At 62.5% G+C, this 16,762-nt stretch carries 18 protein-coding genes; 15 read left to right on the top strand and 3 right to left on the bottom strand.

Annotated elements, in window-relative coordinates; translation table 11 throughout:
• The 3 genes from VEJ16_12925 to VEJ16_12915 all read left to right on the top strand — a co-directional run.
• On the top strand, positions 1 to 804 hold an 804-nt coding region (locus VEJ16_12925; protein ID HYB10565.1), incomplete at its 5' end, for an FAD-dependent oxidoreductase.
• Between the two features lie 29 nt (positions 805 to 833).
• Entirely contained in the window at positions 834 to 1,784 is a 951-nt protein-coding gene (gene lipA, locus VEJ16_12920; GenBank protein HYB10564.1) for a lipoyl synthase, read from the top strand.
• A 15-nt stretch (positions 1,785 to 1,799) separates the two neighbouring features.
• Positions 1,800 to 2,240 carry a type II toxin-antitoxin system RatA family toxin gene (locus VEJ16_12915; protein HYB10563.1) on the top strand — a complete coding sequence of 147 codons (441 nt, stop codon included), beginning with the start codon at positions 1,800 to 1,802 and terminating at the stop codon, positions 2,238 to 2,240.
• On the opposite strand, the gene VEJ16_12910 is transcribed toward VEJ16_12915, so the two are convergent.
• The 3 genes from VEJ16_12910 to VEJ16_12900 are packed head-to-tail and all read right to left on the bottom strand — an operon-like array spanning position 2,237 to position 4,405.
• Positions 2,237 to 2,731: a CinA family protein gene (locus tag VEJ16_12910; GenBank protein ID HYB10562.1), complete on the bottom strand. Its 495-nt coding sequence runs from the start codon at positions 2,729 to 2,731 to the stop codon at positions 2,237 to 2,239. The genes VEJ16_12915 and VEJ16_12910 overlap by 4 nt on opposite strands.
• Positions 2,724 to 3,236 (bottom strand): phosphatidylglycerophosphatase A, encoded by a 513-nt coding sequence (locus tag VEJ16_12905; GenBank protein ID HYB10561.1) that lies wholly within the window; start codon positions 3,234 to 3,236, stop codon positions 2,724 to 2,726. The genes VEJ16_12910 and VEJ16_12905 overlap by 8 nt, the downstream gene beginning before the upstream one ends.
• Positions 3,233 to 4,405, bottom strand: a complete 1,173-nt coding sequence (locus VEJ16_12900) for a bifunctional 2-C-methyl-D-erythritol 4-phosphate cytidylyltransferase/2-C-methyl-D-erythritol 2,4-cyclodiphosphate synthase (protein HYB10560.1) — start codon at positions 4,403 to 4,405, stop codon at positions 3,233 to 3,235. Before VEJ16_12900 ends, VEJ16_12905 begins: the two co-directional genes overlap by 4 nt.
• A 230-nt stretch (positions 4,406 to 4,635) precedes the next feature.
• On the opposite strand from VEJ16_12900, the gene VEJ16_12895 reads away from it, so the two are divergent.
• The 12 genes from VEJ16_12895 to groEL all read left to right on the top strand — a co-directional run.
• Positions 4,636 to 4,770, top strand: coding sequence for a hypothetical protein (locus VEJ16_12895; protein HYB10559.1), 135 nt, complete (start codon positions 4,636 to 4,638; stop codon positions 4,768 to 4,770).
• Positions 4,771 to 4,777: 7 nt separating this feature from the next.
• Positions 4,778 to 5,578 (top strand): cytochrome c biogenesis protein CcsA, encoded by an 801-nt coding sequence (ccsA, locus tag VEJ16_12890; GenBank protein ID HYB10558.1) that lies wholly within the window; start codon positions 4,778 to 4,780, stop codon positions 5,576 to 5,578.
• A gap of 279 nt (positions 5,579 to 5,857) precedes the next feature.
• On the top strand, positions 5,858 to 7,027 hold the full coding sequence (locus VEJ16_12885; protein HYB10557.1) for an ATP-binding protein: 1,170 nt from the start codon (positions 5,858 to 5,860) through the stop codon (positions 7,025 to 7,027).
• Complete coding sequence (ntrC, locus tag VEJ16_12880; GenBank protein HYB10556.1) at positions 7,024 to 8,466, top strand: nitrogen regulation protein NR(I); 1,443 nt, start codon at positions 7,024 to 7,026, stop codon at positions 8,464 to 8,466. The genes VEJ16_12885 and ntrC overlap by 4 nt, the downstream gene beginning before the upstream one ends.
• A gap of 4 nt (positions 8,467 to 8,470) precedes the next feature.
• Positions 8,471 to 10,789 (top strand): PAS domain-containing sensor histidine kinase, encoded by a 2,319-nt coding sequence (locus VEJ16_12875; GenBank protein HYB10555.1) that lies wholly within the window; start codon positions 8,471 to 8,473, stop codon positions 10,787 to 10,789.
• Complete coding sequence (locus tag VEJ16_12870) at positions 10,779 to 12,182, top strand: sigma-54 dependent transcriptional regulator (GenBank protein HYB10554.1); 1,404 nt, start codon at positions 10,779 to 10,781, stop codon at positions 12,180 to 12,182. Before VEJ16_12875 ends, VEJ16_12870 begins: the two co-directional genes overlap by 11 nt.
• 57 nt (positions 12,183 to 12,239) lie before the next feature.
• Positions 12,240 to 13,103 carry a D-amino-acid transaminase gene (locus VEJ16_12865; GenBank protein ID HYB10553.1) on the top strand — a complete coding sequence of 288 codons (864 nt, stop codon included), beginning with the start codon at positions 12,240 to 12,242 and terminating at the stop codon, positions 13,101 to 13,103.
• A gap of 47 nt (positions 13,104 to 13,150) precedes the next feature.
• Positions 13,151 to 13,798 carry an HAD family hydrolase gene (locus VEJ16_12860; GenBank protein HYB10552.1) on the top strand — a complete coding sequence of 216 codons (648 nt, stop codon included), beginning with the start codon at positions 13,151 to 13,153 and terminating at the stop codon, positions 13,796 to 13,798.
• 80 nt (positions 13,799 to 13,878) lie between these two features.
• Positions 13,879 to 14,130 carry an RNA chaperone Hfq gene (gene hfq / locus VEJ16_12855; GenBank protein HYB10551.1) on the top strand — a complete coding sequence of 84 codons (252 nt, stop codon included), beginning with the start codon at positions 13,879 to 13,881 and terminating at the stop codon, positions 14,128 to 14,130.
• A gap of 106 nt (positions 14,131 to 14,236) precedes the next feature.
• The gene (gene hflX / locus VEJ16_12850) at positions 14,237 to 15,469 is read left to right on the top strand and encodes a GTPase HflX (protein HYB10550.1); all 1,233 of its coding nucleotides are present in this window, start codon (positions 14,237 to 14,239) and stop codon (positions 15,467 to 15,469) included.
• 131 nt (positions 15,470 to 15,600) lie between these two features.
• Complete coding sequence (gene groES, locus VEJ16_12845; protein ID HYB10549.1) at positions 15,601 to 15,888, top strand: co-chaperone GroES; 288 nt, start codon at positions 15,601 to 15,603, stop codon at positions 15,886 to 15,888.
• Between the two features lie 13 nt (positions 15,889 to 15,901).
• On the top strand, positions 15,902 to 16,762 hold an 861-nt coding region (groEL, locus tag VEJ16_12840; GenBank protein HYB10548.1), incomplete at its 3' end, for a chaperonin GroEL.

The following is a 16,762-nucleotide window of genomic DNA, read 5'->3' as shown; positions in this document are numbered from 1 at the left end:
GTCACGGTCGTCGAGGTCCTGCCCCGCGTGCTGCCGGTCGAGGACGAGGAGATTTCCGCCTTCGCGAAGAAATCATTCGAGAAGCAGGGCATGAAAATCCTCACGAGCGCCACGGTCAAGGCGCTCAAGAAGAACGCGGACAGCGTCACGGCGACGGTCGAGGCAAACGGTGCGTCGAGTTCGATCGCGGTCGAGCGCGTCATCCTCGCGGTCGGCATCGTCGGGAACGTGGAGAATATCGGGCTCGAAGGTACCAAAGTGAAAGTCGACAAGAGCCACGTCGTGGTGAACGAATGGCTCGAGACCGGCGAGCCCGGAGTCTACGCCATTGGCGACCTGGTGGGTCCGCCGTGGCTCGCGCACAAAGCGAGTCATGAGGGCGTCATTTGCGTCGAGAAGATCGCGGGTCTCAACGACGTGCACCCGCTCGACGTCAATCGGATTCCCGGGTGCACCTATTGCATGCCGCAAGTCGCCAGCGTCGGTTTGACCGAGGCGGCTGCGAAGGCCAAGGGGCATCAGGTGAAGGTCGGTCACTTCCCCTTTATCGGCAACGGCAAGGCGATCGCACTCGGCGAGCCCGACGGGATGGTCAAGACAGTGTTCGACGCCAAGACGGGCGAGCTTTTGGGCGCTCACATGGTGGGTGCGGAGGTGACCGAATTGATCCAGGGCTATGGGATCGCGAAAACGCTCGAATCGACCGAGGCCGAGTTGATTCACGCGGTCTTCCCGCATCCGACGCTGTCGGAGATGATGCACGAGGCCGTGCTTGACGCTTATGGCCGAGCCATCCATTTCTAGGGCATGACGCGATTGGAGCGTTCCATCATATGAGCAGCGATGCGGCCGTCGAGCGGCCCCGTCATCCGGAAAAAGCGCACCGGCCGGACAGCCCGATCCCGCGCAAGCCCGCGTGGATTCGCGTTAAGGCGCCGGTCTCGCGGGCCTACCACGAGACACGCACGCTGATGCGCGAACTCGGCCTCAACACCGTCTGCGAGGAGGCGGCTTGCCCGAATATCGGCGAGTGCTGGGCGAAAAAGCACGCGACGGTGATGATCCTCGGCAGCGTATGTACGCGCGCCTGCGCTTTCTGCAACGTCGCAACGGGTCTGCCCGACAAGCTCGATCCCCATGAGCCCGAGAATGTCGCGAAGGCCGTGCGCGGGCTCGGCCTCTCGCACCTCGTCGTGACCTCGGTCGACCGCGACGACCTGCCCGACGGGGGCGCTGAACATTTCGCAAAGACCATCCACGCCATCCGCGCGAGTGCTCCCGAGACCACGATCGAGGTCCTCACACCCGATTTCCTCCGCAAGGATGGGGCGGTTGAGGCGGTCGTCGCGGCGAAACCCGATGTCTACAACCACAATCTCGAAACGGTGCCGCGACTCTATCCGACGATCCGCCCGGGTGCGCGGTACTTCGCCTCGCTCCGCCTTCTGCAGCGTGTCAAGGAACTCGACCCGTCGATGTTCACGAAATCCGGCCTGATGGTCGGCCTCGGCGAGGCGATACTTGAAATCCATCAGGTGATGGACGATTTGCGTGTGGCCGACGTGGATTTCCTCACGATTGGCCAATATCTCCAGCCGACGCCGAAGCACGCGCCGGTCGAGCGCTTCGTGACACCCGGCGAATTCGAGGCACTCAAGGCGATGGCCTACGGCAAGGGCTTCCTCATGGTCGCCTCATCGCCACTCACGCGCTCGTCTTATCACGCAGGCGACGACTTCGCACGACTGCGCGAGGCGCGGACCGCCAAACGCGACGCCGTCTGAGCGACAGCGGCGCGGATGCCCACCCACGCCGAAAAGCGCGCGCTGCCTTACCGGCCCGACCAGCTTTTCGAGCTTGTCGCCGACATCGAGCGCTATCCGGAATTCTTGCCCTGGTGCCGGGCCGCGCGCATCCGAAAACGCGAGGGCGACGTGATCATTGCGGACCTCGTTATCGGCTGGAAAATGATCCGGGAGAGATTTACCTCACGGGTCACGCTCAAGAGGCCGGGCCGCATCGACGTGAGCTATCACGAAGGACCGTTCAAGCATCTCAACAACCACTGGATCTTCGAGCCGCTGCCGGACGGCGGTTGCCTGATCGATTTCTATGTCGACTTCGAATTCCACTCGCGCGTTCTGCAGAAGGTGATCGGCGTCCTGTTCAACGAGGCGGTACGGCGGATGGTGCACGCCTTCGAAGAGCGTGCGCGCGCGCTTTACGGCACACGAAACTAGGCGGCTGCGGCCCGGTCGAGAAGAAGGGCGAGCGCGCGCTCGACCGACGCCACGCGTACCGCGTGGCGATCGCCCTTGAAGACGTGACGCTCGCAAACGGTCGGCCCGCCGCGCCGGGTGGCGGCGATGAAGACGAGGCCGACGGGTTTTTCCAGCGAGCCGCCACCGGGTCCCGCGATCCCGGTTACGGCAACGCTCAAATCCGCCTTGCCGGTGGAATTGAGTGCACCTTCCACCATCGCGCGCGCGACCTGCTCGCTCACCGCACCGTATCTTTCCAGGAGATCGCGCGGCACGCCGAGCAATTCTTCCTTCGCGTCGTTCGAATAAGTCACGAAGCCTCGCTCGACCACATCGGAGCTGCCCGCGATCTCCGTAAGTGCCCCGGCGACAAGACCGCCCGTGCAGGATTCGGCGCTGACGAGCATGAGCCCGCGCACCCGGCATGCATCCAGTACGGCGCGCGCCGCCGCATCGAAACGTTCAACCACCGCCGAAGAGTCCCCGAATGAAGTGCATGATTGGCGCCAGCAGCACCACGACGGCGAACACGACGAGGGCATAGGCGCCCGCGACCGTGTCATCCGCCATCACGGCGAAAGCCCCTGCGCGCCGGTCAATGACGTTGGCGGGCCAAGGCTTCACGATATCGAAAAGACGAAAGAGGACGAAGCCGAGCAGCCAATGCCACCACACGCCCGGATTGGCGATGAGGAGTGCAAGCCACTGCGCCGACACTTCATCGACGACGACCTCGCTTGGATCCTTGGCGTCGGTGAAGCGCATGTAATGATGTGCCGCCCACCAGCCGACGAAAAATACGAGAACTGCGGCGAGGAAGAGGAGGCGGGCGTCGCCGAATTTGAGCATTACCCAGGCGAAGGGGAGGGCGGCGAGCGAGCCCCAGCTTCCGGGTGCGATGGGGAGAAGCCCGGCCCCGAACCAGGTCGCGACGAGCGTTGCAGGATGCTTGAGGGGGAGGGCCGGCGTCATCATGGCGTTCGGCTCGCGAGCAGTGCAGGCACGCGCACGGTCGCGATCGCCTGTGCCGCCATGCCTTCGCCGCGGCCGGCGAAACCGAGCTTGTCCGTCGTCGTCGCCTTCACGCTGACGCGTGCGACGTCGATGCTCAGGATCTCGGCAATCGATTGGCGCATTGCCTGCCGGTGCGGGCCGACCTTGGGGCTTTCACAGATGATCGTGACGTCCACGTTGACGATGGACGCACCTTGCGCTTGCGCAAGGTCGGCCGCGTGGCGCAGGAAGTGCCTGGACGCCTCTCCCTTCCAACGCGGATCGGACGGGGGAAAATGGCTGCCGATATCGCCCGAGCCGATCGTGCCGAGCAGCGCATCGGTCAACGCGTGAAGGCCCACGTCGGCGTCCGAATGCCCGACCGTCCCGTGGGTGTGCGGCACCCGCAGGCCGCAGATCATCACGTGGTCACCCGGTCCGAAATGGTGCACGTCGAATCCTATGCCCACACGTTGCTCGAAGGGCGTGCCGAAAAATCGCTCCCCACGGCGCAAGTCTTCTTCCGTCGTCACTTTGAAATTTTCCTCGCTGGCGGGAATGAGCCTGACGGCGAGCCCTGCGCGCTCGGCGACCGCGGCGTCGTCGGTCAATGCCTCGCCGGCGAGTGCGCGGTGTGCGGCGAGGATGGCGTCGTAGCGGAAACCCTGGGGCGTTTGCGCACGCCATAAGCCGGCACGTTCGACGGTTCCGACGATGCGCCCGTCCTCGCCTCGTTTGAGCGTGTCGGTCACCGGAACGGCGGCGATGGCGCCTTGGGCATCGTCGAGGGCCGAGATGACGCGGCCGATGGTGTCCGCATCGACAAGCGGGCGGGCGGCGTCATGGATCAGGACATTGAGCGGCTTGAGCGCTGCAAGGCTCTCGAGCCCAAGGCGGGCGGAATCCTGCCGTTCCTTTCCGCCGAGACAAGGGTCGAGGAGATCGAGGCCGGCGACCGCTTCGTCATAGTGGCTGCGGTCGTCCGGATGAATGACGACCCGCACTCGGTCGATGCGAGGATGGCGACGAAATGCCTCGACGGAATGGCGCAGGATTGCGTGTGGCCCGAGGCGGCGATATTGCTTCGGCAATTCGCCCCCGAAGCGCGCGCCACGTCCGCCTGCAACCACTAACGCGATACAACCGACCATGCGCCCCTATCCGATCGAGCGAGAAGGGCGCCACCTTATCGGCAGAGGTTTATGTTGCCAAGGGTTGCCTATTTCCACGATCACGATTCTCACCCTGAGGAGCCTCGCGGAGCGAAGCGTCTCGAAGGATGAGGCCGCCGCGCGTTCCCGCATGGTTCGAGACGGCTGCGTCGCAGCCTCCTCACCATGAGGATGTTCATTTATAAGATTGGAGTCCTCATCCTGAGGAGGTGCGCAGCACCGTCTCGAAGGGTGAGGCCGTCGCGCGCGCCCTCATGGTTCGAGACGGCTGCGTCGCAGCCTCGATGCCCCATCACCGGCGCGACGGATTGAACGACGCGGGCATGGCCGACGGTGCTGTATAATAAAGTCATGCAAACCGAGCTGCTGCTCAGCCTTTCGACCTTAGCCGCCCTAGCGCCGGTGGCGCTCTTGACCCTCCGTCCCGGCGCCCATCGCGATGCCGCTTTCTGGTCGCTTCTCGCGGTTGCCCTTGCCGCCTCCGTTCTGCGGGCAGACCTGGCCCTTGCGCCCGAGTGGCATACGAGCCTGTCGGGCGCACTCTGGATCACAATGGCCACGAGCATCGCCTTGTTCGCGATAATTGCCGCCGCGACACGCGATGCCTGGCGGCTGACACCGCTTTTGATGCCGTACCTGATCCTTTTGGGTGCTGTGGCGACGTTCTGGCAGCAGGCGCCCGAGCGCCCGCTGGTGCCAGCTCCGGCCGTCTGGCTCGACCTTCATATCCTCGTCTCGGTCGCGACCTACGGTCTCCTGACGATCGCCGCCATCGCAGGCTTTGCGGTTCTGATCCAGGAGCGTTCGCTCAAGAACAAGCGGCGCGGGCGAATCAATCAACTCCTTCCTTCGATCGCTCTCTGCGAGACACTGCAGGTCCGGCTCCTGGCCGCCTCGGAGATCATCCTGGCGATTGGTGTCTCCACGGGTATGGCGACCCAGTATTTCGTCTCGGGCCGAATCCTGGCCTTCGACCACAAGACGCTGTTGTCGCTTCTCACCTTCGTCGTGATCGGCGCTCTCCTCATCCTACTCCGGGGACGCAGCGGCTTGGGCGGGCGGCGAGCCGCGCATTTTGTCCTTCTTGCCTACCTTCTGCTTACCCTGGCCTATCCCGGTGTCAAGTTCGTAACCGACGTGTTGCTTGCTTGAACTCAGTGCAGAAGATTTTCCTGCAATATTCTGATAAAACGTAATTTTTATCCACCGATTGGCATCCCCATGGCGCTCTTCTTTGGCTGCCAAATTTCTGCCGACGCAAAAAGATTTCGCACTTGCAATATAAAATGGAGCGGGAGAAGATGCGCAATTCCTAGACAGGTCCGGTGAATGCGCAAAATATAGGCAAGGCACTATTGTGGTATCAACGCCAGATCGATCGCTTCACACATCCATCGATCACCGGAGCTGTCAATCCGCGCACGAGGTAACATGATGGCTCGCGCGGAGAGAGCGTTTCGCAAGAACGTTGGCGCTGCAGACCCGCTCGCCATTATCAATGCGCTTCCGGACGCCATGCTGGTGATCGGCGCCGAGGGCGAGATCCGATTCGTCAATCTGGCCGCCGAGCAGTTTTTCGACGCGAGCGCCGCGTGGCTTGCGGAGCGTCCGCTGACCGAGATCCTACCAAGCGACAGTCCGCTCTTCGCCCTTATCGATCAGGTGCGTGGCGGCCGTTCGAGTGTTTCCGAGTATGGCATCACGCTTCAAGCCCCTCGCATCGGGGTGCATTTCGTCACCGCACAGGTGGCCCAGCTCACCGAACAGCCCGGGTCGATCGTCGTTTCCCTGCACGAGCAGTCGATCGCTCGGAAGATCGACCACCAATTGGTTCATCGCAACGCCGCGCGCTCGGTCACGGCCATGGCGGCCCTGCTGGCGCATGAGGTCAAGAACCCGCTTTCCGGCATCAGGGGTGCGGCGCAACTCCTCGAACAATCCGCACCCCTCGAAGATCGCGAGCTTACGCGCCTTATTTGCGATGAGGCAGACCGCATTTGCGCGCTCGTCGACCGCATGGAAGTGTTCTCCGACGGACGCCCGGTCGAAAAGGGCCCCGTCAACATTCATGCGGTCCTCGAGCATGTCCGCAAGGTGGCGCAGAACGGCTTCGCTCAGGGCGTGCGGTTTATCGAGAATTACGACCCCTCGCTTCCACCCGTCGAAGGCAATCGCGACCTTCTTGTTCAGCTCTTCCTGAACCTGGTCAAGAACGCGGCGGAAGCCTTGCCGGAAACGGGCGGCGAGATCGTCCTTTCGAGCGCCTATCAACAAGGTGTGCGTCTTGCCGTGCCGGGGAGCGAGAGCCGCACGCAGCTTCCCCTCGTCGTGAGCGTGCAGGACAACGGCCAGGGGGTGCCCGAGGATCTGCGCGCTCATCTTTTCGATCCCTTTGTTACGACGAAATCGAACGGCAGCGGCCTCGGCCTCGCACTCGTCGCGAAGATCGTGGGCGATCACGGCGGAGTCATCGAGTTTGACAGCGAGCCGCGGCGCACGATTTTCAAGGTCATGCTGCCCATGCACCGCTTCGCGGGTGCGGAAGACAAGGCCCAACGCGACGACACACCCCGTGCGCTCGACGGCGGAGCTTCCCCATGAACGATGCAACGATCCTTATCGCGGACGACGACCGCGCGATTCGCACCGTGCTCAACCAGGCACTCGGCCGTGCGGGCTATAACGTGCGCACCACCGGGAACGCAGCCACCCTTTGGCGCTGGGCCTCGGACGGCGAGGGCGATCTGATCATCACGGATGTGCTCATGCCCGATGAAAACGGGCTCGACCTGATCCCGCGCATCAAGAAGATCAGGCCCGACCTGCACATCATCGTGATGAGCGCCCAAAACAACCTTCTCACCGCGGTCAAGGCGACCGAACGGGGCGCCTTCGAGTATTTGCCGAAGCCCTTCGACCTGCGCGAACTCGTGAACGTGGTGGAGCGGGCACTCACGATTCGGCCGGCCTCGGACGCACCGGCAGCCGCATCGGAAGGGGATGAGCAGCTTCCGCTGATCGGCCGCTCTCCGGCCATGCAGGAAATCTACCGCGTGCTCGCGCGACTCATGAGCACCGATCTCACCGTCATGATCACGGGCGAGTCGGGGACCGGCAAGGAACTCGTGGCGCGCGCACTCCACGATTACGGCAAGCGCCGCAACGGCCCCTTCGTCGCAATCAACATGGCCGCAATTCCGCGCGAGTTGATCGAGAGCGAACTCTTCGGCCATGAGAAGGGAGCCTTCACCGGAGCGGCTGCGCGCTATGCCGGGCGGTTCGAGCAGGCCCATGGGGGCACGCTTTTTCTCGACGAAATCGGCGATATGCCGCTCGAGGCGCAGACCCGTTTGCTGCGGGTCCTTCAGGAGGGCGAATACACGACCGTTGGCGGCCGCACGCCGATCCGTGCGGACGTGCGCATCATCGCGGCGACGCACCGCGACCTGCGGCAGTACATCCGTCAGGGACTCTTTCGCGAGGACCTCTTTTATCGCCTCAACGTGGTGCCGATCCGGCTTCCGCCCCTGAGGGAGCGGATCGAGGACATTCCGGCACTTGTACGCCACTTCCTCAACCGCTCGGCAGCGCAGGGTCTTCCCGTGAAGACGATCGACCTCGCGGCAATGGAGCGGCTCAAGCAGTATCGCTGGCCGGGCAATGTGCGCGAACTCGAAAATCTGCTCCAGCGACTGGCGGCACTCTACGCCCAGGAGATCATCGAGATCGACGTCGTCGAAGCCGAGCTGGCCGACGTGGGCCAGCCGGCCGCCGATTTCGAAACCCCGGTCGACGACAGCCTGAGCGCGTCGATCGAGCGTCACTTGAAGGAGTACTTTGCGGCCCATCAGGACGGGCTTCCGGCCGCCGGGCTTTACGATCGGGTGCTGCGCGAGATGGAGCGCCCGCTGCTGCTGCTCAGTCTTGGAGCCACGCGCGGCAATCAAATCAAGGCCGCTCGTCTTCTCGGCCTCAACCGGAACACATTACGCAAGAAAATCCGTGAGTTGGACATTCAGGTGATGCGCGGCGTAAAATAGCCGCATGGAGGCCGAGCAAACCAAGGAAAAGAGTCCGAACTTCCTCAGGCAATGGTCAAAGTGGATCGCGAAAAGCGGTCTTGGCCGCAAGCTTGCCATAGCATTGGCCGCCGCTGCCGGTCTCTCGGCACTCGCGACCTATGCGGCACTGTCGAAACTCCTGCCGTTCCCGATCGGCCCCAACCTAATCATTGTCCTCCTATATGTAGACCTCGTGCTGCTGCTCGCCCTTGCGGCTGTGGTGGCTCGGCGAATCACGCAGGTCTGGATCGAGCGCAGGCGCGGCTCGGCCGGCTCGCGCCTTCATATCCGGCTGGTAGCACTTTTCAGCATAGTTGCCGTGACGCCGACGATCATCGTGGCCGTCTTTTCGACGCTATTCTTTAATCTCGGCTTGCAATCCTGGTTCAGCGACAAGGTACGGAACGCGATTGGCGAGTCCGTCGCGGTCGCGAATGCCTATCTCGATGAAAACGTCCGCAGCATTCAGCTCGACGCGATCACCCTCAAGCAGCGCTTGCAGCAGGCCCTGCCGGATCTGGTGGAAGGCAGCTTCGGGCGCGAAGCCGCATTCGAGCGCATTCTTGACACGGAAGCCGGTCAGCTCGCGCTGCCGGAGGCCGTCGTTTTCGATTCGACTTTCCATGTCCTCGCACAAAGCCGGCTGAGCTTCGGCATGGCGCGCGAATCGATCCCGTCACAGGCGATCAACCGGGCCAATCAAGGCGAAGTGGCGCTCCTGCGCAGCGAAGCGGACGATCGTGTACGCGCACTTGTGCGGGTCGATCCGCCTCTCGGCGAGATCATGCCGAGCCTTTATCTTTTCGTCGGCCGTTTTGTCGAGCCCGGTGTGCTCCAGCACGTCGAACGCGCGCAGGCGGCTCTCAGCGAATACCAACAGCTCGAACTGGTTCGTTCCGACATCGAGATCACGTTTGCGCTCATCTTCGTCGTCGTCGCCTTGCTCCTCCTGCTCGCTTCCGTATGGGTCGGCCTCTACTTTGCCACCCAACTGGTGCGACCGATATCGGCGCTCATCGCGGCCGCGGAGCGCGTGCGCGGCGGCGATCTCGCCGTTCGCGTGCCGGAGGAGGAGGCGAAGTCCGATGAGATCGGCTCCTTGTCCCGTGCCTTCAATCGCATGACCGGCCAACTCGAGGAGCAGCGAGGCGAACTCATCGAAGCGAACCGTCAGCTGGACGCACGCCGCCGGTTCACGGAAACCGTGCTCGCCGGCGTTTCGTCGGGTGTCATCGGACTCGATCAACGTGGCTACGTCAACCTTCCGAATCGATCCGCCTGCCAGCTCCTGTCGATCAGGATGGAGCGCCTGATTGGCCATCCGCTCGAGGAGGTCGTTCCGGAAATGGCCGAGCTTATGCGCGAAGCCAAACGCCGGCCGTCGCGCCTTCTCGAGTCGGAGCTTAGAATCGTCCGGCGCGGCCGCACGCGCACCCTTCTCGTTCGCATATCCGCCGAACGGGTAAACCATGACACGAAGGGGTTCGTCGTGACCTTCGATGACATATCGGAGCTTCTCACGGCGCAGCGGAGCGCGGCATGGGGCGACGTCGCCCGGCGCATCGCTCACGAAATCAAAAACCCGCTCACGCCGATCCAGCTCTCGGCCGAACGTCTCAAGCGCAAATATCTCAAGGAGATCACGAGCGATCCCGATACCTTCGTCACCTGCACCGATACGATCGTGCGGCAGGTGAACGATATCGGCCGCATGGTCGATGAATTTTCTGCTTTCGCCCGCATGCCCGCCCCCGTGATGAAGTCGGAGGATTTGGCCGATTTGTGTCGGCAGGCGGTATTCCTACAACGCCAGGGAAACCCCGACATCGCGTACGAGATCGAGTTGCCGCCAGCATCCTTGCATTTTCGGTGCGATGCGCGCCAAATCAGCCAAGCGCTGACCAACTTGCTCAAGAATGCAGCTGAATCGATTCAGGCTCGCATGTCCGAGCGGGAAGGCGAAGAGGGGTTTCAGGGGATGATCGCTTTACGCCTTGCGGCATCGGAGGGGCAAGTCGTCATCGATATCGAGGACAATGGCAAGGGACTTCCCGTCGTCAATCGCGACAGGTTGACCGAACCCTATATCACGACCCGCGAAAAGGGCACAGGACTGGGACTCGCAATCGTGAAGAAAATCATGGAAGATCACCGAGGGGACTTGGTGCTCGAGGATCGCGAAGGGGGAGGTGCTCGCGTGCGACTCATCTTCTCGCTTCCCGATAATGCCATCGTTGACGCCAAGGACGACGACGCGAGCACGCCATCAACCATCGAACCGATTCCCGCGCATGGCACATGACATTCTGATCGTGGACGACGAGGCGGATATTCGCCTGCTTATCGCCCAGATTCTCAAGGATGAAGGTTATGAGGCGCGTGAGGCGGTCAACAGCACCGACGCGCTAAGTGCAATCCGTGCGCGGCGGCCGAGCCTTGTGGTCCTCGATATCTGGTTGCAAGGAAGCGAGCTCGATGGCCTGGCCCTCCTCGACGTGATACAGGACAATCATCCGAGTGTGCCTGTCGTGATGATATCCGGACACGGCACGATCGAGACCGCCGTAAACGCCATCAAGCGCGGCGCTTACGACTTCGTCGAAAAGCCGTTCAAGACCGATCGGCTGCTCCTCATGGTCGAGCGTGCGATCGAGGCGGCCCGCCTGCGCCGCGAAAACGATGAATTGCGCGTGCGCGCGGGTGTCGACTCCGAGCTTGTGGGACAGTCGGCCGTCATCAATCAACTGCGCCAGTCGATCGAGAAGGTCGCTCCGACCGGCAGCCGCGTCCTCGTTTCGGGACCCGCGGGATCGGGCAAGGAAGTCGTCGCGCGCATCATTCACTCCCGCTCGCGCAGGGCTGCGGGACCGTTCATCGTGCTCAACTGCGCCACCATGCGACCGGAAAATCTCGAAGTGGAGTTGTTCGGCCAGGAGATTCCGGGCAGCAAGGGAAGCGTCGCCAAAGTCGGCACGCTCGAGCAGGCGCACAACGGCACGCTGCTGCTCGACGAAGTCGCCGACATGCCGCTCGAGACGCAAGGCAAGATCGTGCGCGCACTGCAGGAGCAGACTTTTGAGCGCGTCGGCGGAAATACGCGCGTGAAGGTCGACGTGCGGGTCATCGCGGCGACCAATAGGGACCTGACCGAGGAAATCTCCGCCGCTCGCTTCCGCGAAGATTTGTTTTACCGGCTGAATGTCGTGCCGCTCCACGTGCCCTCGCTCCGTGAACGGCGCGAAGATATTCCACTCCTGGCTCGCGCGTTCATGGAGCGTTATGCCAATGCCTCGGGCCTTTCCGAGCGCCCGATCGGCGAGGATGCGATGGCGGCGCTACAGGCTTATGACTGGCCGGGGAGTGTGCGCCAGCTGCGGAACGTCATCGAATGGCTGCTCATCATGGCGCCGGGCGAGCAACGCGACATGATCCGTGCGGACATGCTTCCGCCCGAGATCGGCGCCATAGCTCCACCGGTCTTGAAATGGGACAGGGCAGGAGAGATCATGGCCTTGCCGTTGCGCGACGCCCGCGAGCTTTTCGAGCGTCAGTATCTCCTCGCGCAAGTGACGCGCTTCGGCGGCAACATCTCGCGCACGGCCACGTTCATCGGGATGGAGCGCTCGGCACTCCACAGAAAGCTCAAATCGCTCGGCGTCCATACCAACGACAAGAGCCTGGTCTACGATGCATAGCCGCTCCGCGCGCCGCTTGCCCGAGTCCCGTTACTAATCGAGGATGGATCGAACCGAATGTCGCGAACGGCCTATGTCAATGGGCGGTATGTGCGGCTCGACGAAGCAGCCGTGCATGTTGAGGACCGTGGTTATCAGTTTGCCGACGGAGTCTACGAGGTAATTGCGATCAAGGACGGGCATCTCGTCGACGAAGAGCCGCATTTGCAACGTCTCGTGCGTTCCTTGGGCGAACTCAAGATCCGTGCACCGATGAGCAATGCCGCAATGCGGGTCGCAATGCGGGAATTGATGCGGCGCAATCGCGTCCGCAATGGCATGATCTATATGCAGGTCACGCGCGGCGTGGCGCCACGCGATTTCGCATTTCCAGCGAACGTCCCAAGTGCCCTCGTCATGACCGTGCGCCGGATGCGGCCTCAGCCGGCAAATGCCGTTGAAGATGGCATTCGCGCGATCACAATTCCCGATATCCGGTGGCACCGATGCGACATAAAAACCGTCGGACTGACAGCCGCCGTGCTCGGCAAGCAGCGCGCGCGCGAGGCGGGCGCCTATGAGGCGTGGCAAGTCGACCGGGACGGCTACGTAACCGAGGGTACTTCGTCGAATGCGTGGATCCTCACCGAGGACGGAACGGTCGTTACAAGGCCCGCAACGAACGCGATCCTGAGCGGTATCACCCGCCGCTCCGTCCTCGAACTCGCCAAAGCCAACAAGCTCCAGTTCGAGGAGCGGGCGTTCACGGTCGCCGAGGCCAAGGCTGCCCGCGAAGCCTGGATCACGAGTGCGACGTCGTTCGTCCTGCCCGTCACGCAGATCGACGACAGGGTGCTCGGCAACGGCAAGGCGGGTTCCTTCACTCTGAAGCTCCGCGCTCTCTATATGAGCTATGCGACGGGCGACGGCGCCACGGCGTGACGAACTCTCGTCCGGAAGGGGTAGGCAATCAGCGTGGATCGATGGGGTTGACGCGTCCGCGCGCAGTGCTTTTCGATTGGGACAGCACGCTCATCGACAACTGGAGGAGCATCGAAACGGCGCTCAACGCCACGCTCGTCGCCATGGGGCATGCGCCTTGGACGAGCGAGGAGACGCGCGCGCGCGTACGCGTGTCGATGCGGGATAGCTTTCCGCACCTTTTCGGATCGAGATGGGAAGAGGCGAAGCGAATTTTCTACGACAGCATAAACGCCTGCCATCTCGAGTATCTGACACCGCTGCCCGGGGCCGCGGAAATGTTGCACGAGCTGGCGGGGTCCGGGCTTTATCTTGGGGTCGTCAGCAACAAGACCGGATCGATTCTGCGCCGTGAGGCGGCACACCTCGGCTGGGACCACCTATTCGGCCGTGTGATCGGGGCAGGCGATGCCAAGTGGGACAAACCTGACCCGGCCCCCATCTTCATGGCCCTTGAGGGGGCGGGGGTAAGCCCAAGTGCCGCCGTCTGGTTTGTCGGCGACACCGCCCTCGACGTGGATTGCGCGCGAAACGCAAATTGCACGTCCATCTTGATCGCCGGTCAGGGGCAGGGTCGCGACGATTTTTCCAGCTCACGACCCGATTACGAAGTTCTGAACTGCCTGGAGCTGTCCGCTCTTGTCCGGCGGGCCTGAAAAACCATATTAGTTGTATGGCGTTTGCACCGACCCGAATTCTGCGACCGCCCCAACACGAAGAAAAGAGGGGATCGAATATGTCCTCCGAAAAATCTCAAAACTTACAGGATGTATTCCTGAATCACATTCGCAAGAACAAGACCCCTGTAACGATATTTCTGGTAAATGGAGTAAAACTTCAGGGCATCGTTACTTGGTTCGATAACTTCTCAGTTTTGTTACGCCGTGATCATCACTCTCAGTTAGTCTACAAGCACGCGATTTCTACTGTGATGCCGACGGTCCCCATTTCCCTGTTCGAGCAGGATAAAGAGGCGGTCGAGGCGTGATCCACGCGTGGTAGCTCCGCAGGGCGATACCCGGGAGGGAGAAGGTACGAGCAACGGCGCACCCATTGGGCGCGCCCTCGTGCTGCATCCAGCACTCCAATCGGAAATGGCGAATGGCCGCTCGCCCCGGTCCCGCCTCGAAGAGGCAATCGGCCTCGCTTTGGCAATTTCCCTCGACGTCGTCGAGAGCGAAGTTGTGCGCCTGGTCGAACCGCGTCCCGCGACGCTATTCGGCAAGGGCACGGTCGGGCGTATCGGGCAGCTCGTCGAAGCGCTCGCAATCGAGGTCGTCGTCATTGACGGTGCGCTCACGCCTGTGCAACAGCGAAATCTCGAGCGCGCATGGAAGTGCAAGGTCATCGACCGCACTGCCCTCATCCTCGAGATCTTCGGCGAGCGCGCGCGAACGCGGGAGGGCCGGCTGCAGGTCGAACTCGCTCATCTCACCTATCAGCGCAGCCGCCTCGTGCGAAGCTGGACCCACCTTGAACGCCAGCGTGGCGGCTTCGGCTTTCTCGGCGGCCCCGGCGAGAGCCAGATCGAGATCGACCGCCGGCTGATCGGGACGCGCATCACGAAGATCAAGAAGGAACTCTCGAGCGTCGTTCGCACACGGGAGCTTCACCGTGCGGCCCGCCGCCGCGTGCCCTTTCCCGTCGTAGCCCTCGTCGGCTATACGAACGCAGGCAAATCGACCCTCTTCAATCGCCTGACTCGTGCATCGGTCTTCGCCGAAGATCTTCTCTTTGCGACCCTCGATCCGACGATGCGGGCGCTCAAACTGCATTCCGGGCGCGCCGTTATCCTATCGGACACGGTCGGCTTCATCTCCGATCTACCGACCCAGCTTGTCGCAGCCTTCCGCGCAACGCTCGAGGAGGTCCTTGAGGCCGACATCGTGGTTCACGTGCGCGACATTTCCCATCCGGAAACGGAAGCGCAGAAGGACGACGTGCATCAGGTATTGATCGCGCTCGGGCTCTCGCGGGAGGTGGAGGAAGGGCTGCTTGAGGTCCTCAACAAGATCGACCTCCTGAGCCCGGAGGAACGAAGTGCGATCGTCGCGGCGACGGCGCGCAGCAATCGCACGATGATTCCGCTCTCCGCTTTGACGGGGGAAGGATGCGAAGCGCTTCTCGAATGCGTCGATCGGGAGATTTCTCGCGGGCATGACGTCGTCGAGGTCGATATCTCCCTCTCGGACGGCAAGACGCTCGCCTGGCTCTACAGCCGCGGCGAGGTTATGAGCCGCACGGACGACGACGAATACGCTCATCTTCGCGTTCGCCTCGATCCGGCAGATGTCGCGCGCCTCGAACATCGGAGGGGCGGGCTGTAAGACCAGCACCCTCGGCATTCGGCGAGACGGGCAGTTGACACCGGCAAAGCGACCCCCTATAACCCTGGCACTCCTGCCGGGCGAGTGCTAATCCGCTCGCGCGGCACAATCCACAAATTGAGGGAAAAGCAATGAAACTCAAGCCATTGCACGACCGTGTCGTGCTCAAGGCGGTTGAGCAGGAGACCAAGACCGCTGGCGGTATCATCATCCCCGACACGGCCAAGGAGAAGCCCATGGAGGGCAAGGTCGTGGCGGTCGGAGGGGGTACCCGCGACGCGAGCGGCAAGCTCATTCCGCCGGACGTCAAGGTCGGCAACCGCGTGCTGTTCGGCAAGTGGTCCGGCACCGAAATCAAGGTCGACGGCGAGGATTTCCTGATCCTCAAAGAGTCCGACATCATGGGAATCATTCAGTAAGGAAAATCCATCAATGGCAGCCAAGGACGTAAAATTCAGCGCGGACGCGCGCGCGCGTTTGCTCAAAGGCGTCGATATCCTCGCCAATTCGGTGAGGGTGACCCTCGGCCCCAAGGGCCGCAACGTGGTGCTCGACAAATCCTACGGCGCACCCCGCATTTCGAAGGACGGTGTCACGGTCGCCAAGGAGATCGAGCTCTCCGACAAGTTCGAGAACATGGGTGCGCAGATGCTGCGCGAGGTCGCGAGCAAGACCTCGGACGTGGCAGGTGACGGCACCACGACGGCGACCGTGCTTGCGCAGGCGATCGTGCGCGAGGGCATCAAGGGGGTCACCGCCGGCATGAACCCGATGGACCTCAGGCGCGGCATCGACCTCGCCGTCGAGGCCGTGATCGAGGACGTGCGCAAGAATTCCCGCAAGGTGAAAACCAACGACGAAATCGCCCAGGTCGGCACGATCTCCGCCAACGGCGAGCGCGAGATCGGCGAAATGATCGCCAAGGCGATGCAAAAGGTCGGCAACGAGGGCGTCATCACGGTCGAGGAGGCGAAGAGCCTCGCGACCGAACTCGAAGTGGTCGAGGGCATGCAATTCGACCGCGGCTACGTCTCGCCCTATTTCGTAACGAACGCCGACAAGATGGTGTGCGAGCTCGAAAATCCGTACATCCTTATCCACGAGAAAAAGCTCTCGAACCTCCAGGCCATGCTGCCGCTGCTTGAGTCGGTCGTGCAGTCGGCCCGCCCGCTGCTCGTGATCGCCGAGGACGTCGAGGGCGAAGCGCTCGCAACCCTCGTGGTCAACAAGCTGCGCGGCGGCCTCAAGGTCGCGGCTGTGAAGGCGCCGGGCTTCGGCGATCGTCGCAAGGCG

The sequence above is a fragment of the Alphaproteobacteria bacterium genome (assembly GCA_035625915.1).
In the GTDB taxonomy this organism is placed as follows: domain Bacteria; phylum Pseudomonadota; class Alphaproteobacteria; order JACZXZ01; family JACZXZ01; genus DATDHA01.
This window is presented reverse-complemented; position numbering and strand designations above follow the sequence as displayed.

Coding starts and splice junctions, on each gene's coding strand:
- VEJ16_12885 (HYB10557.1), top strand. CDS start 5,858: ATGATGGCTCGCGCGGAGAGAGCGTTTCGCAAGAACGTTGGCGCTGCA.
- hfq (HYB10551.1), top strand. CDS start 13,879: ATGTCCTCCGAAAAATCTCAAAACTTACAGGATGTATTCCTGAATCAC.
- VEJ16_12875 (HYB10555.1), top strand. CDS start 8,471: ATGGAGGCCGAGCAAACCAAGGAAAAGAGTCCGAACTTCCTCAGGCAA.
- groES (HYB10549.1), top strand. CDS start 15,601: ATGAAACTCAAGCCATTGCACGACCGTGTCGTGCTCAAGGCGGTTGAG.
- lipA (HYB10564.1), top strand. CDS start 834: ATGAGCAGCGATGCGGCCGTCGAGCGGCCCCGTCATCCGGAAAAAGCG.
- VEJ16_12865 (HYB10553.1), top strand. CDS start 12,240: ATGTCGCGAACGGCCTATGTCAATGGGCGGTATGTGCGGCTCGACGAA.
- VEJ16_12905 (HYB10561.1), bottom strand. CDS start 3,236: ATGATGACGCCGGCCCTCCCCCTCAAGCATCCTGCAACGCTCGTCGCG.
- ntrC (HYB10556.1), top strand. CDS start 7,024: ATGAACGATGCAACGATCCTTATCGCGGACGACGACCGCGCGATTCGC.
- VEJ16_12915 (HYB10563.1), top strand. CDS start 1,800: ATGCCCACCCACGCCGAAAAGCGCGCGCTGCCTTACCGGCCCGACCAG.
- VEJ16_12900 (HYB10560.1), bottom strand. CDS start 4,405: ATGGTCGGTTGTATCGCGTTAGTGGTTGCAGGCGGACGTGGCGCGCGC.
- ccsA (HYB10558.1), top strand. CDS start 4,778: ATGCAAACCGAGCTGCTGCTCAGCCTTTCGACCTTAGCCGCCCTAGCG.
- hflX (HYB10550.1), top strand. CDS start 14,237: ATGGCGAATGGCCGCTCGCCCCGGTCCCGCCTCGAAGAGGCAATCGGC.
- VEJ16_12870 (HYB10554.1), top strand. CDS start 10,779: ATGGCACATGACATTCTGATCGTGGACGACGAGGCGGATATTCGCCTG.